Genomic DNA, 14168 nt, shown 5'->3' with positions numbered 1-14168 from the left:
GCTCAGCGGGGGTGGTGGCGCCGCAGGTAGCGCCACACGAAGCCCGGGAAGGCGAAGGTGAAGAACAGGCACACCATCACCGCGTAGAACTCCCAGCCTTGCGGGTGGCGCTGGCCGATGCGGGCCTCCAGCGTCATGCCGATCAGCACCACGAGCGCGCCCAGACTCAGCAGCTCGAGCAGACGCCAGCCCAAGGCCTTGGACGGCCGGCGCAGCGGCCCCACGACGAACAGACGCTCATTGACGAACGGCAGGTTCGCCGCGACCAGCGCGAGGGCCAGCACCAGCCAGACTGCCGCCGCCGCCGACATGCCCGACTCAGGTCGCCAGAGCGAGACGGATGGCGTCGGCGCACAGCGCCATCAGGCCGCCGGGCAACAGGCCGAACAGCAGCACCGCAGCCCCGTTGAGCGAGAGCAGCAAGCGCACTTCGGCAGGTGCTGCCACCAGGGCGGGACCGGCGACCGCGTCATCGAAGTACATGGTCTTGACGATCCGCAGGTAGTAGTAGGCACCGACCAGCGACAACATCACCGCCACGATGGCGAGCACGATGTAGCCCGTGACATTGGTCGACACCAGCGCCTGCAGCACGGCGAGCTTGGCGTAGAAGCCCACGGTGGGCGGGATGCCGGCCAGCGAGAACATGCACACGCCCATGATGGCCGCCAGCAGCGGGTTGCGCTGGTTGAGCCCGCGCAGGTCGCCGATCTCCTCGGCCTCGAAGCCCTGGCGCGACAGCACCATCACGACGCCGAAGGTGCACAGCGTGGTCAGCAGGTAGGTGACCAGGTAGAACATCGCCGAGCTGTAGCCGTTGGCTGCCGAGAAGGTGTTGCCCGAAATCACGGTCGGCGTGAGCCCCAGCAGCATGAAGCCGAGCTGGGCGATCGCCGAATAGGCCAGCATGCGCTTGAGGTTGGTCTGCACGATCGCGGCCAGATTGCCGAGCACCATCGACGCCACCGACAGCACGATGAGCATCTGCTGCCAATCGAGCGCCAGGCCGATCATGCCCTCGACCAGCAGGCGGATCGTGATCGCGAAAGCTGCCAGCTTCGGCGCACCGGCGATCATCAGGGTGACTGCCGTCGGGGCGCCCTGGTAGACGTCGGGCACCCACATGTGGAAGGGCACGACACCGAGCTTGAAGCCCAGGCCAGCCACGACGAAGACCACGCCGAACACCAGCACCTGCTTGTTGATCTGGCCGGTGCCGATGGCCTTGAACACCTCGCCCAGATCGAGCGAGCCGGTCGCGCCGTACATCATCGACAGGCCGTAGAGCAGGAAGCCGCTGGCGAGCGCGCCCAGCACGAAATACTTCATCGCGGCCTCGGTCGACACCGCATGATCGCGACGCAGGGCGACCAGGGCGTACAGGCTCAGCGACATCAACTCGAGGCCGAGGTAGACGACCAGGAAATTGTTCGCCGAGGTCATGATCGAGATGCCCAGCAGCGAGAACAGCGCCAGCGTGAACAGCTCGCCCTTCAGGAGCTCGCGGTCGGCCGCGTAGGGACGTGCATAGACCAGCGTGACGAAGGTCGCGACGGTGGCGAAGAAGGCCAGCAGGTGGCCCATCGGATCGGCCACCATCATGCCCTGCATCGCGTAGAGCGTGAAGCCGCCTCGGAAGTAGCTGAGGTGCATCATCGCCACGGCGACGAGTGTCGCCAGCGACAGCACGTAGGTCAGCGTGCGCTTGGGCGACTGCGAGAACAGATCGACCAGCGCGATCACGCAGGTCATCGAGAGCAGCACGATCTCGGGGTAGACGGCGAGCCAGTTCATGTCGTTCATAGGGGTGGCCTCGCGATCAGTTCAGCTTCGAGACGGCCACGTGCTTCAGGAGCTCGGTCACCGAAACCTGCATCACGTCGGTGAAAGGCTTCGGGTAGACGCCCATCCAGAGCACCGCGGCGGCCAACAGCGACAGCATGAAGAACTCGCGGCCGTTGATGTCGGTGAGTTCGTGCACGTGGTCGTTCGCCACGGCACCGAAGTACACCCGCTTGACCATCCACAGCGTGTACGCCGCGCCGAAGATGAGCGTGGTGGCGGCCAGCAGGCCGATCCAGAAGTTGAACTTCACGGCCCCCAGGATCACCATCCATTCGCCGACGAAGCCGGCCGTGCCGGGCAGGCCGCAGTTGGCCATCGCGAAGAACACCGCCAGCGCGGTGAACTTCGGCATGGTGTTCACCACGCCGCCGTAGGACGCGATCTCGCGCGAGTGCACGCGGTCGTAGAGCACGCCGATGCACAGGAACATCGCGCCCGAGACGAAGCCGTGGCTGATCATCTGCACGATGCCGCCCGACACACCCAGTTCGTTGAAGATGAAGAAGCCCAGCGTCACGAAGCCCATGTGGGCGATCGACGAATAGGCCACCAGCTTCTTCATGTCCTGCTGCACCAGCGCCACCAGGCCGATGTAGAGCACCGCGATCAGCGAGATCGTGATGATGAAGAAGGCCCACTCGTGGCTGGCGTCGGGAGCGACGGGCAGCGAGAAGCGCAGGAAGCCGTAGGCGCCGAGCTTCAGCATGATTGCGGCCAGCACCACCGAGCCACCGGTGGGCGCCTCGACGTGGGCGTCGGGCAGCCAGGTGTGCACCGGCCACATCGGCACCTTGACCGCGAAGGCGGCGAAGAAGGCGAAGAACAGCAGCGTCTGCGCCGCCATCGGCAGCGGCAGCTTGTGCCACTCCAGGATCTCGAAGCTGCCCCCCGACTTGTAGTACAGGTAGATCAGCGCGATCAGCATCAGCAGCGAACCGAGCAGCGTGTACAGGAAGAACTTGAACGCCGCGTAGACGCGCTTGGGGCCGCCCCAGATGCCGATGATGATGTACATCGGGATCAGCGTCGCCTCGAAGAACACGTAGAAGAGCAATCCGTCCAGCGCCGAGAACACGCCGACCATCAGCCCGGACAGGATCAGGAAGGCGCCCATGTACTGGTTGACGCGCTCGGTGACGACTTCCCAGGCGGAGATCACGACGATGATCGTGATGAAGGCCGTGAGCAGCACGAACCACACCGAGATGCCGTCGACACCCAGGTGGTAGCGCACGTTGAAGCGGTCGATCCAGGCGAGGTTCTCGCTGAACTGCATCGCGGCGGTGGCGGTGTCGAAGCCGGTGACGAGCGGCAGCGTGACGGCGAAACTGACCACCGCACCGAGCAGCGCGATCCAGCGCACCATGCCGGCGTGTTCGTCACGGCCGACCGAGAGCAGCACCACGCCGAACACGATCGGCATCCAGATGGCGAGCGAAAGCAGACCCATGTCAGATGCCTCCGCTCACTTGGCCAGCCACACGAACCAGGTCATCAGCGCGAAGACGCCGAGGATCATGACCAGTGCGTAGTGGTAGATGTAGCCGGACTGGAAGGGTCTCGTCAGCGTCGCGATCCAGCCGACCACGCGGGCCGAGCCGTTGACCAGCACCCCATCGATCAGGGCGACATCGCCGCCCTTCCACAGGCCACGACCCAGGCCGCGGGCGGCCGGCGCCAGCAGGTTCTCGTTGATCCAGTCCATGTAGTACTTGTTCTCGAGAAGACGCACGATCGGTAAGAAGTTGCGCGCGATCGCAGTGGGAATGCCGGGCTTGAGCATGTAGAACACGTAGGCCGTCACGACACCGGCCAGCGCGAGCCAGAACGGCAGCGCCGTCAGACCGTGCAAGGCCATGGCTGCGGCGCCGTGGAACTCGTGCGCGAGCTCCTCCATGGCGGGATGCAACTCGGCATTGACGGCGATCGAGTCCTTGAAGAAGTCGCCGAACAGCATCGGCTGGATCGTCATGTAGCCGATCACCACCGACGGGATCGCCAGCAAGACCAGCGGCAACGTCACCACCCAGCGCGACTCGTGCGGATCATGGTGGGCGTGCCCGTGATCGTCGTGGTGGTCATGCTCGCCCGGGAAGGGTTTGTGGTGGAAGCGCTCCTTGCCGTGGAAGACCAGGAAGTACATGCGGAACGAGTAGAAGGCGGTGACGAACACGCCGGCCACGACCGCGAAGTACGCGAAACCCGAGCCCCACAGGTGGCTGGCGTGCACCGCCTCGATGATCGAGTCCTTGCTGTAGAAGCCGGCGAACAGCGGCGTGCCGATCAGTGCCAGCGAGCCCAGCAGCGCGGTGATCCAGGTGACGGGCATGTACTTGCGCAGGCCGCCCATGTTGCGAATGTCCTGGTCATGGTGCATACCGATGATCACCGAGCCGGCCGCCAGGAACAGCAGCGCCTTGAAGAAGGCGTGGGTCATCAGGTGGAAGACAGCGACCGAGTAGGCCGAGGCGCCGAGCGCCACCGTCATGTAGCCCAGTTGGGACAGCGTGGAATAAGCCACCACGCGCTTGATGTCGTTCTGGATGATGCCCAGGAAGCCCATGAACAGCGCCGTGATCGCGCCGATCACCATCACGAAGGACAGCGCCGTGTCGCTCAGCTCGAACAGCGGCGACATGCGCGCGACCATGAAGATACCGGCCGTGACCATGGTCGCGGCGTGGATCAGCGCCGAGATCGGCGTCGGGCCTTCCATCGAATCCGGCAGCCACACGTGCAAGGGAAACTGCGCGCTCTTGCCCATCGCACCGATGAAGAGGCAGATGCAGGCCACCGTGATCAGCCGCCAGTCCATGCCGGGAAAGCCGATCTGCGCGAGTTCCGGGCCCTTGGCGAACAACTCGCCGTAATTCAGTGTGCCGCCGTAGGCCAGCAACAGGCCGATGCCCAGGATGAAGCCGAAGTCGCCGACCCGGTTGACCAGGAAGGCCTTCATGTTGGCGAAGATCGCCGTCGGCCGCGTGTACCAGAAGCCGATCAGCAGGTAGCTCACCAGGCCCACCGCCTCCCAGCCGAAGAACAGCTGCAGCATGTTGTTGCTCATCACGAGCATCAGCATCGAGAAGGTGAACAGCGAGATGTAGCTGAAGAAGCGCTGGTAGCCGGGATCTTCCTCCATGTAGCCGATGGTGTAGACGTGCACCATCAGCGACACGAAGCTCACCACGCACATCATCATCGCGGTGAGACCGTCGACCAGGAAGCCGACCTCCATCTTCAGGCCACCGATGACCAGCCATTCGTAGACGGTGGCGTTGAAGCGCGCGCCATCGATCGCCACGGCCTTGAGCGTGATCGCCGACAGGACGAAGGCGATCAGCACACCGAGGATGGTGATGGTGTGCGCGCCGCGCCGTCCGACGGTCTTGCCGAACAGACCGGCCACCACCGCACCCACCAGGGGTGCGAGCGGCACGGCGAGCAGCATCGATTGTGAAAGTCCAGCCATCTTGTTGTTCTCTGCTCTATCGAACGAACGGGCCCTGCGGCCCGTGCGTACATTGGGTAGCGGGTCAGCCCTTCAGTGCGTCGAGTTCGTCGACGTTGATCGTCGAGCGGTTGCGGAACAGCACCACCAGGATCGCCAGGCCGATCGCCGATTCGGCGGCAGCGACGGTCAGGATGAAGAACACGAACACCTGCCCCGCCATGTCGCCGAGGTAATGCGAGAAGGCGATGAAATTGAGGTTGACCGCCAGCAGCATCAGTTCGATCGCCATCAGCAGCACGATGAGGTTCTTGCGGTTCAGGAAGATGCCGATCACCGACAGCGCGAACAGCATCGCGCCGAGCGAGAGGTAATGTCCCAGCGTGATGCTCATCATTGCCCTCCGGTCGCAGTGGGTTCGGCGGGGGCCGGTGGCGCCGGCGCACGCTCGGGCTGCATCTGCACGATGCGCACGCGGTCGGCCTTGCGCACCTTCACCTGCGCGGACGCATCGATGTGCTTGCTGTCCTTGCGCTTGCGCATCGTCAACGCGATCGCCGCGATGATGGCGACCAGCAGCACCACGGCCGCGATCTGCAGCGGATACAGGTACTGCGTGTAGATCTCGATGCCGAGCAGCTTGGTGTTGCCGAGCTTGACGGCCACCGCGTCGGCCTGTGGCGCCTCGGGCAGGTCGAAGCCACGGCGCAGCACCCAGATCATCTCGGCCGCGATGACCGCACCGATCGTGCCCGCCACCGGAAACAGCTGCCAGAAACCCTTGCGCACCGTGTCGGCGTTGGCGTCGAGCATCATGACCACGAACAGGAACAGCACCATCACGGCGCCCACGTACACGAGCACCAGCGAGATCGCCAGGAACTCGGCCTTCAGCAGCATCCACACGCAGGCTGCGGTGAAGAAGGCCAGCACGAGATAGAGCGCCGCGTAGACCGCGCTGCGCGCGGTGATGACGCGAAAGGAGGCGAACAGGAGGATCGCCGAGAAGACGTAGAAGAGCGCGGATTCTGTGTTCATTGGTGTCGTTCGCAGCCGGTGGAAGAGCCGGCAAGGCCGTTCATCGGTAGGCTGCGTCGGCCTCCCGGTTGGCGGCGATCTCTTTTTCGTAGCGGTCGCCCACGGCCAGCAGCATGTCCTTCGTGAAGTACAGGTCACCGCGCTTTTCGCCGTGGTATTCGAAGATGTGCGTCTCGACGATCGAGTCGACCGGGCAGCTCTCCTCGCAGAAGCCGCAGAAGATGCACTTGGTCAGGTCGATGTCGTAGCGCGTCGTGCGGCGGCTGCCGTCGTCTCGCACTTCGCTCTCGATCGTGATCGCCAGCGCCGGGCAGACCGCCTCGCACAGCTTGCAGGCGATGCAGCGCTCCTCGCCGTTCTCGTAGCGGCGCAGCGCGTGCAGGCCGCGAAAACGCGGCGACAGCGGTGTCTTTTCTTCCGGGAACTGCACCGTGATGGCCGGCGACAGGAAGTGACGGCCGGTCAGCTTCATGCCCTTCAGCAATTCGAGCAGGAAGAAGGTGTTGAAGAACTCCTTGATGGAGGCCACAGCGGACATGGTCAGGCCCTCCTTTTATTTCCAGATGTTCCAGGGCGACTGGATCCACAGGCCCACGACGACCAGCCAGATCAGCGTGATCGGGATGAAGATCTTCCAGCCCAGCCGCATGATCTGGTCGTAGCGGAAGCGCGGGAAGGTCGCACGCACCCACAGGAACAGGGTCACGACCACGAAGGTCTTCAGGCCGAGCCAGATCCAGCCGGGGATCCAGTTGAAGATGGCGCTGTCGATCGGCGGCAGCCAGCCGCCGAGGAACATCGTGACCGCCAGCGCGGAGATCAGGAGCATGTTCGCGTACTCGGCGAGGAAGAACATCGCGAACGACATGCCCGAGTACTCGATCATGTGGCCGGCCACGATCTCGGACTCGCCCTCCACCACGTCGAAGGGGTGGCGGTTGGTCTCGGCCAGGCCGGAGATGAAATAGACGATGAAGATCGGGAACAGCGGCAGCCAGTTCCAGCTCAGGAAATTGAGGCCCATGTCGGCGAAGCGGCCCTTGTCCTGGCCGAGCACGATCTCGGTCATGTTCAGCGTGCCCGAGACCATCAGCACCACCACCAGCGCGAAACCCATCGCGATCTCGTAGCTGACCATCTGCGCCGACGCGCGCAGCGCGCCGAGGAAGGCGTACTTCGAGTTCGAGGCCCAGCCGGCGATGATGACGCCGTAGACCTCCATCGACGTGATCGCCATCAGGAACAACAGGCCGGCGTTGATGTTGGCGAGCGCCACTTCCGGGCCAAAGGGCATGACCACCCAGGCGGCGAGCGCCGGCATGATGGTCATCACCGGGCCGAGCAGGAACAGGCCCTTGTTGGCCGCGGTCGGGAGGATGATTTCCTTGAAGATCAGCTTCACCGCATCGGCGATCGGGGTCAGCAGGCCCCAGGGGCCGACGCGGTTCGGGCCGGGCCGGATCTGCGTCCAGCCGATGGCCTTGCGCTCCCACAGCGTGAGGTAGGCGACGCAGCCCATCAGCGGCAGGATCAGCGCCACGATCTTGATCAGGTTCCACACGACGGGCCAGAAGCCGCCGAGCAGGCCGCTGCCGAACTGGTTGAAGCTTTCGATCATGCTCAGGCCTTCTCGACGGCGATCTCGCCGAACATCGCGCCGAGTGCCGCGGTCGCGGCGTGCCCGGCAGGCACGCGCACGGCAGTGGGCGCCAGGCTCGCATCGTGGTAAGCCCCGAGCCGCACCGATGCACGGCCCTGCTGCACATGGACATGGGCGCCATCACTCAGGCCCAGGCGCTGCCACACGGCCGTCGGCAGGCCCGCCCGCGGCGTGCGCGCATCGGTGGTGGCCTGCAGCGACGGCGCGCGGCGCGCGATGGCGTCGGTGGCGTAGATCGGCACGTCGGCCACGCGCTCCAGCGCCGTGCCGTTTGCCGACGCGGCGACCGCGGCCTGCGTTGCGTTGCGCAGCCGCGAGGCCAATGCACCGATGTCACCCAAGGCTCGGGCCTTGACCTCTTCCGAGGTTTCGAAGTCGAAGCCCTGCAGGCCCAGCATCGAGCCGAGCACGCGCAGCAGCTTCCAGGCCGGGCGTGCATCGCCGCGCGGCTTGACGACGCCATGGAAACTCTGCACGCGGCCCTCGGCGTTGATGAAGCTGCCGGAGGTCTCGGTGAACGGCGTGATCGGCAGCAGCACGTCGGCATGCTCGAGGTTGGCGCTCTTGAAGGCGCTCAAGGACACCACCATGCCGGCTGCTGCCAGGGTCGCCGCGGCCTGTTGCGGATCGGCCGCATCCAACACCGGCTCGGCGTTGAGGAGCAGATAGGCCTTGAGCGGCTGGGCCAGCATCTGGCCGGCATTCAGTCCGCCCCGCAGCGGCTGGGCGCCGACCAGTTGGGCACCGACGCTGTTGGCCGCCTCACCGATCACGCCGCAGGTGGCGCCGGTGTGCTCGGCGATGAAACTGGCCAGCGCGAGCAGTTGCTCGGCCTGCGGGTGCTGGACAGCGGCATTGCCGAGCAGCACGGCCTTGCGCTGTCCGCTCAGCAAGGAGGCGGCAACGGCCTTGGCCTGCTCGCTCGCTTCGGCCGCGACCGGTGCGGCCACGCCCTTGTGTGCCGCCACCTCTGCTGCCACGCCGGCCAGTGCCGCCACCCAGGCGCTCGGCGCCGCGATGAGCTGCGCAGACACCGGCAGCAGCCAGTCGTCGGCCAGCGCATGAAGGCTGCTGATCTGCGCACCATGCTTGGCCGCCTGACGCAGCCGCTGCGCGAACAGCGGGTGGTCCTTGCGCAGGAAGGAGCCGATCACGAGAGCGCGATCCAGCGTCGACAGCGACGCGATGCTGGTCCCGAGCCAGCGCGCCGAAGGCGAATCCGCCGCCTGCCCGCTCGCACCGAACGAGGCATGGCGCAGTCGGTGGTCGATGTTGTCGGAGCCCAGGCCGCGCACCAATTGGCCGAGCAGGTACAACTCCTCGACCGTGCTGTGCGCGGTCGCCAACGCGCCGATGCTGGCAGCGCCGTGATCGGCCTTGATGGACTTGAGTCCGTTGGCCACGTACTCGAGCGCGACGTTCCAGTCGACGCTGCGCCACTGTCCGCCCTGCTTGATCATCGGCGTGGTCAGGCGCTCGTCGGTGTTCAGCGCTTCGTACGAGAAACGATCGCGATCCGCCAGCCAGCATTCGTTGACTGCTTCGTTCTCGAGCGGCACGACACGCATCACCTGGTTGCCCTTGACCTGGACAATCAGGTTCGCACCCGTCGAGTCGTGCGGACTGACCGACTTGCGTCGTGACAACTCCCAGGTGCGAGCGCTGTAGCGGAAGGGCTTGCTGGTCAGCGCACCGACCGGGCAGATGTCGATCATGTTGCCCGACAGCTCGGAGTCGACCGTCTCACCGGCCACCGTCGTGATCTCGGCATGCTCGCCGCGGTGGATCATGCCGAGTTCCATCACGCCGGCGACTTCCTGGCCGAAGCGCACGCAGCGGGTGCAGTGGATGCAGCGCGTCATCTCTTCCATCGAGATCAGCGGGCCCACGTCCTTGTGCAGCACCACGCGCTTTTCTTCCTCGTAGCGCGAGGCGGACTTGCCGTAGCCGACCGCCAGATCCTGCAACTGGCATTCGCCGCCCTGGTCGCAGATGGGGCAGTCCAGCGGGTGATTGATGAGCAGGAACTCCATCACCGACTGCTGCGCCTTCAGCGCCTTGTCGCTCTTGGTGCGCACGATCATGCCCTGCGTCACCGGCGTGGCGCAGGCCGGCATGGGCTTGGGCGCCTTCTCGACGTCGACCAGGCACATGCGGCAGTTGGCCGCGATGCTGAGCTTTTTGTGATAACAGAAGTGCGGGATGTAGGTGCCGGCCTTGTCGGCAGCATGCATGACCATGCTGCCTTCGGGCACCTCGACCTTGCGGCCGTCGAGTTCGATTTCAACCATGGTGGGTTCCGTCAGACCGGCCTTGCGCCGGGCCGTCGCAAGGAAAGCCCGCCCCCTCAGGCGCCAGCGAGGTGATCCAGGCGTGGGGGCTAGACATACGCCGGGACCACGCAGGTCTTGTGTTCGATGTGGTGCACGAACTCCTCGCGGAAGTGCTTGATCATGGCCCGCACCGGCATCGCGGCCGCGTCGCCCAGCGCGCAGATCGTGCGGCCCTGGATGTTGTCGGCCACCGAATTCAGCAGTTCGATGTCTTCCATGCGGCCCTTGCCGTTCTCGATGCGGTCGACCATGCGCCACAGCCAGCCGGTGCCTTCACGGCAGGGCGTGCACTGCCCGCAGCTTTCGTGCTGGTAAAAATAGGAGAGGCGCAGCAGGCTCTTGACCATGCAGCGGGTGTCGTCCATCACGATCACGGCGCCGGAGCCGAGCATCGAGCCGGCCTTGGCGATCGCGTCGTAGTCCATCGTCGTGTCCATCATGATGGCCGCCGGCAGCACCGGCGCCGACGAACCGCCGGGGATCACGGCCTTGAGCTTGCGACCGCCCTTCACGCCGCCGGCCAGCTCGAGCAGTTTCGCGAACGGTGTGCCCAGCGGCACCTCGTAGTTGCCGGGGCGCTCGACATCGCCGACCATCGAGAACAGCTTGGTGCCGCCGTTGTTCGGTTTGCCGATCGCGAGGTAGGCCTCACCGCCGTTGCAGATGATCCACGGCACCGCAGCGAAGGTCTCGGTGTTGTTGATGGTCGTCGGCCTGCCATACAGACCGAAGCTGGCCGGGAACGGCGGCTTGAACCGCGGCTGGCCCTTCTTGCCCTCGAGCGACTCGAGCAGCGCCGTCTCCTCGCCGCAGATGTAGGCGCCGAAGCCGTGGAAGGCATGCAGCTGGAAACTGTGGCCGGAGCCGAGGATGGCATTGCCCAGGTAGCCGGCGGCACGGGCCTCTTCCAGCGCCTCTTCGAAGCGCTCGTAGATCTCGAAGATTTCGCCGTGGATGTAGTTGTAGCCGACCGAGATGCCCATCGCGTAGGCCGCGATGATCATGCCCTCGATGACGATGTGCGGGTTGTAGGCAAGGATGTCGCGGTCCTTGCAGGTGCCGGGCTCGCCCTCGTCGGAATTGCAGACCAGGTACTTCTGGCCCGGGAACTGGCGCGGCATGAAGCTCCACTTCAGCCCGGTCGGGAAGCCGGCCCCGCCGCGACCGCGCAGGCCCGAGGCCTTGACTTCGGCGATCACCTGGTCGGGCGTCATCAGCTCTGCCTTTTCGCCACCGGCGCCCTCGCCGTTCAGGATCTTCCTCAGCGCCCGGTAGCCACCGCGCGCTTCGTAGTCCTTCAGGCGCCAGTTCTTGCCGTCGAGGCCGGCGACGATCTGCGCGCCGATATGGCGGTCGTGGAAGCAGGTTTCGCGACCCGTCGCCTGGAACTTCGACAGATCGAGTGTCATGACCGTCCCCCGTTCGCGGCGTGCCGGGCTCGAATACGGAACATCATTTCTGTGCCTTCAGCAGTTCGAGCAGCTCGTCGAGGCGCTCGGCGTTCATGTAGCTCAGCATCTGACGGTCGTTGACCAGCATCACCGGCGCGTCGGCACAAGCACCGAGGCATTCGCTGGGCTGCACCGTGAACACGCCGTCGGCCGTGGAGCCATAGGGCTCGACACCGAGCTTCTTGCACACGTGCTGGAGCGCGGTCTCGCCGTCGCGCAGCTGGCACGGCAGGTTGGTGCAGACGTTCAGCTTGAAACGGCCGACCGGCTGCTGGTTGTACATGTTGTAGAAGGTCGTGACCTCGTGCACCGCGATCGGCGCCATGCCGAGGTGTGCTGCGATCGCCTTCTCGGCCTCGGCCGACACATGGCCCTGCTCGTGCTGCACGATGGCCAGGCAGGCCATCACCGCCGACTGCTGCTGGTCTGCAGGGTACTTGGCGACCTCGCGGTCGAAGCGCGCCTTGGTGGCTTGCGAAAGTGTCATCGATCAATCTCGCCGAAAACGATGTCCATCGTGCCGATCACTGCCACCGCGTCGGCGATCATGTGGCCGCGCGACATCTCGTCCATCGCAGCGAGATGGGCAAAACCCGGCGCGCGGATCTTCAGCCGGTAGGGCTTGTTGGCACCGTCGCTGACGATGTAGATGCCGAACTCGCCCTTCGGGTGCTCGACCGCTGCATAGGCCTCACCCTCGGGCACGTGGAATCCTTCGGTGAAGAGCTTGAAGTGGTGGATCAGCTCTTCCATGTTGGACTTCATGTCCACGCGACCCGGTGCGGCCACCTTGTGGTTGTCGGTGATCACGGGTCCGGGATTGGCACGCAACCAGGCCGAACACTGTTGAATGATGCGGTTGCTCTGGCGCATTTCTTCGACGCGCACCAGATAGCGGTCATAGCAGTCGCCGCCGGTGCCGACGGGCACGTCGAAGTCGACACGGTCATAGACGTCGTAGGGCTGCTTCTTGCGCAGATCCCACTCGACGCCCGAGCCGCGCAGCATCGGACCGGTGAAGCCGAGATTGAGCGCGCGCTCCGGTGTCACGACGCCGATGCCCACGGTGCGCTGCTTCCAGATGCGGTTGTCGGTCAGCAGCGTCTCGTAATCGTCGACGTTCTTCGGGAAGCGGCGGCAGAAGTCGTCGACGAAGTCGAGCATCGAACCCTGCCGGTTCTCGTTCATCTTCGCCAGCGCCTTGGCGTTGCGGATCTTCGAGACCTTGTACTGCGGCATCGCGTCCGGCAGGTCCCGGTAGACGCCGCCCGGACGGAAATAGGCCGCGTGCATGCGCGCGCCCGAGACCGCCTCGTACAGGTCGAACAGGTCCTCGCGTTCACGGAAGGCGTAGATGAGGATGTTCATCGCACCGCAGTCGAGGCCGTGCGCGCCGATCCACAGCAAGTGGTTCAGGATGCGCGTGATCTCGGAAAACATCACGCGGATGTACTGCGCACGGACCGGCACGTCGACACCGAGCAGCTTCTCGATCGCGAGGCAGTAGGCGTGCTCGTTGCACATCATGGACACGTAGTCGAGACGGTCCATGTAGGGCAGCGACTGGATGTAGGTCTTGCTCTCCGCGAGCTTCTCCGTCGCGCGGTGCAGCAGGCCGATGTGCGGGTCGGCGCGCTGGATCACTTCGCCGTCGAGCTCGAGGATCAGGCGCAGCACGCCATGCGCCGCCGGGTGCTGCGGCCCGAAGTTGAGGGTGTAGTTCTTGATCTCGGCCATGGGGGACTCGGGTTCGCGCAACGCGCTCAGTGCAGACCGCCGTAGTTGTCCTCGCGGATGATCCGCGGCGTGATCTCGCGCGGCTCGATCGTGACCGGCTGGTAGATCACGCGGCGTTGCTCGGCGTCGTAGCGCATCTCGACGTGACCCGTGGTCGGGAAGTCCTTGCGGAACGGGTGCCCGATGAAACCGTAGTCGGTGAGGATGCGGCGCAGGTCGGCGTGGCCCTCGAACACGATGCCGTAGAGGTCGAAGGCCTCGCGCTCGAACCAGTTCGCAGCGGCCCACACCTCGTTGACCGAGGCCACCACCGGCAGGTCGTCGTCCGGACAGAAGACCTTCAGACGCAAGCGCCAGTTCTTGCTCACCGACAGCAGGTGCAGCACGACGCAATAGCGCGGGCCTTCCGTGTAAGGCGAACCGGCGCCATCCTTGTAGGACGAGTAGTCGAGACCGCACAGGTCGATCAGTTGCTCGAGCTGGAGGTCGGCGTGATCGCGCAGGGTGGCGCACACGCCCAGGTAGTCGGTGGCCTTGACGGTCAAGGTCAGTTCGCCGCGGTCGCGTACCAGCAACTGGATCTTGCCGGCCAGCACGGCTTCGATCGCCGGCTGCAGGATGTCGATTTTGTGGTCCATGGGCGAAGGGCTGCAGGC

General features: G+C 65.1%; 13 protein-coding genes. All 13 read right to left on the bottom strand.

What is annotated here, in order from left to right:
• Positions 1-2: 2 nt before the first annotated feature.
• On the bottom strand, positions 3-311 hold the full coding sequence (locus ACQY9S_RS03885; protein ID WP_428423248.1) for a DUF2818 family protein: 309 nt from the start codon (positions 309-311) through the stop codon (positions 3-5).
• Between the two features lie 7 nt (positions 312-318).
• Positions 319-1803 (bottom strand): NADH-quinone oxidoreductase subunit NuoN, encoded by a 1485-nt coding sequence (nuoN, locus tag ACQY9S_RS03880; RefSeq protein WP_428423247.1) that lies wholly within the window; start codon positions 1801-1803, stop codon positions 319-321.
• A gap of 16 nt (positions 1804-1819) precedes the next feature.
• Positions 1820-3295, bottom strand: a complete 1476-nt coding sequence (locus ACQY9S_RS03875; RefSeq protein WP_428423246.1) for an NADH-quinone oxidoreductase subunit M — start codon at positions 3293-3295, stop codon at positions 1820-1822.
• A 15-nt stretch (positions 3296-3310) separates the two neighbouring features.
• Entirely contained in the window at positions 3311-5314 is a 2004-nt protein-coding gene (nuoL, locus tag ACQY9S_RS03870; protein WP_428423245.1) for an NADH-quinone oxidoreductase subunit L, read from the bottom strand.
• 64 nt (positions 5315-5378) lie between these two features.
• Complete coding sequence (gene nuoK / locus ACQY9S_RS03865) at positions 5379-5687, bottom strand: NADH-quinone oxidoreductase subunit NuoK (protein ID WP_428423244.1); 309 nt, start codon at positions 5685-5687, stop codon at positions 5379-5381.
• Positions 5687-6331, bottom strand: coding sequence for an NADH-quinone oxidoreductase subunit J (locus ACQY9S_RS03860; RefSeq protein WP_428423243.1), 645 nt, complete (start codon positions 6329-6331; stop codon positions 5687-5689). The genes nuoK and ACQY9S_RS03860 overlap by 1 nt, the downstream gene beginning before the upstream one ends.
• A 40-nt stretch (positions 6332-6371) precedes the next feature.
• Positions 6372-6869 carry an NADH-quinone oxidoreductase subunit NuoI gene (nuoI, locus tag ACQY9S_RS03855; RefSeq protein ID WP_056321853.1) on the bottom strand — a complete coding sequence of 166 codons (498 nt, stop codon included), beginning with the start codon at positions 6867-6869 and terminating at the stop codon, positions 6372-6374.
• Positions 6870-6884: 15 nt separating this feature from the next.
• Positions 6885-7949, bottom strand: coding sequence for an NADH-quinone oxidoreductase subunit NuoH (gene nuoH, locus ACQY9S_RS03850; protein ID WP_428423242.1), 1065 nt, complete (start codon positions 7947-7949; stop codon positions 6885-6887).
• Between the two features lie 2 nt (positions 7950-7951).
• On the bottom strand, positions 7952-10282 hold the full coding sequence (gene nuoG / locus ACQY9S_RS03845; RefSeq protein WP_428423241.1) for an NADH-quinone oxidoreductase subunit NuoG: 2331 nt from the start codon (positions 10280-10282) through the stop codon (positions 7952-7954).
• Between the two features lie 89 nt (positions 10283-10371).
• Entirely contained in the window at positions 10372-11733 is a 1362-nt protein-coding gene (gene nuoF, locus ACQY9S_RS03840; protein WP_428423240.1) for an NADH-quinone oxidoreductase subunit NuoF, read from the bottom strand.
• Positions 11734-11776: 43 nt separating this feature from the next.
• Complete coding sequence (nuoE, locus tag ACQY9S_RS03835) at positions 11777-12262, bottom strand: NADH-quinone oxidoreductase subunit NuoE (protein ID WP_428423239.1); 486 nt, start codon at positions 12260-12262, stop codon at positions 11777-11779.
• The gene (locus tag ACQY9S_RS03830) at positions 12259-13512 is read right to left on the bottom strand and encodes an NADH-quinone oxidoreductase subunit D (RefSeq protein ID WP_428423238.1); all 1254 of its coding nucleotides are present in this window, start codon (positions 13510-13512) and stop codon (positions 12259-12261) included. Before ACQY9S_RS03830 ends, nuoE begins: the two co-directional genes overlap by 4 nt.
• A 26-nt stretch (positions 13513-13538) precedes the next feature.
• Positions 13539-14150 (bottom strand): NADH-quinone oxidoreductase subunit C, encoded by a 612-nt coding sequence (locus tag ACQY9S_RS03825; RefSeq protein WP_428423237.1) that lies wholly within the window; start codon positions 14148-14150, stop codon positions 13539-13541.
• Between the last annotated feature and the right edge of the window lie 18 nt (positions 14151-14168).

The organism is Methylibium sp. (genome assembly GCF_965279545.1).
Lineage (GTDB): Bacteria > Pseudomonadota > Gammaproteobacteria > Burkholderiales > Burkholderiaceae_C > Methylibium.
Note: the sequence above shows the minus strand (reverse complement) of the source record. Positions and strands in the feature narration are given on the sequence as shown.

Excerpts from the sequence above, each read along its gene's own strand:
- ACQY9S_RS03885 (WP_428423248.1), bottom strand. The coding sequence starts at position 311 with ATGTCGGCGGCGGCGGCAGTCTGGCTGGTGCTGGCCCTCGCGCTGGTC.
- nuoN (WP_428423247.1), bottom strand. The coding sequence starts at position 1,803 with ATGAACGACATGAACTGGCTCGCCGTCTACCCCGAGATCGTGCTGCTC.
- nuoE (WP_428423239.1), bottom strand. The coding sequence starts at position 12,262 with ATGACACTTTCGCAAGCCACCAAGGCGCGCTTCGACCGCGAGGTCGCC.
- ACQY9S_RS03860 (WP_428423243.1), bottom strand. The coding sequence starts at position 6,331 with ATGAACACAGAATCCGCGCTCTTCTACGTCTTCTCGGCGATCCTCCTG.
- nuoI (WP_056321853.1), bottom strand. The coding sequence starts at position 6,869 with ATGTCCGCTGTGGCCTCCATCAAGGAGTTCTTCAACACCTTCTTCCTG.
- ACQY9S_RS03825 (WP_428423237.1), bottom strand. The coding sequence starts at position 14,150 with ATGGACCACAAAATCGACATCCTGCAGCCGGCGATCGAAGCCGTGCTG.
- ACQY9S_RS03875 (WP_428423246.1), bottom strand. The coding sequence starts at position 3,295 with ATGGGTCTGCTTTCGCTCGCCATCTGGATGCCGATCGTGTTCGGCGTG.
- nuoH (WP_428423242.1), bottom strand. The coding sequence starts at position 7,949 with ATGATCGAAAGCTTCAACCAGTTCGGCAGCGGCCTGCTCGGCGGCTTC.
- nuoG (WP_428423241.1), bottom strand. The coding sequence starts at position 10,282 with ATGGTTGAAATCGAACTCGACGGCCGCAAGGTCGAGGTGCCCGAAGGC.
- nuoL (WP_428423245.1), bottom strand. The coding sequence starts at position 5,314 with ATGGCTGGACTTTCACAATCGATGCTGCTCGCCGTGCCGCTCGCACCC.
- ACQY9S_RS03830 (WP_428423238.1), bottom strand. The coding sequence starts at position 13,512 with ATGGCCGAGATCAAGAACTACACCCTCAACTTCGGGCCGCAGCACCCG.
- nuoK (WP_428423244.1), bottom strand. The coding sequence starts at position 5,687 with ATGAGCATCACGCTGGGACATTACCTCTCGCTCGGCGCGATGCTGTTC.
- nuoF (WP_428423240.1), bottom strand. The coding sequence starts at position 11,733 with ATGACACTCGATCTGTCGAAGTTCCAGGCGACGGGTCGCGAAACCTGC.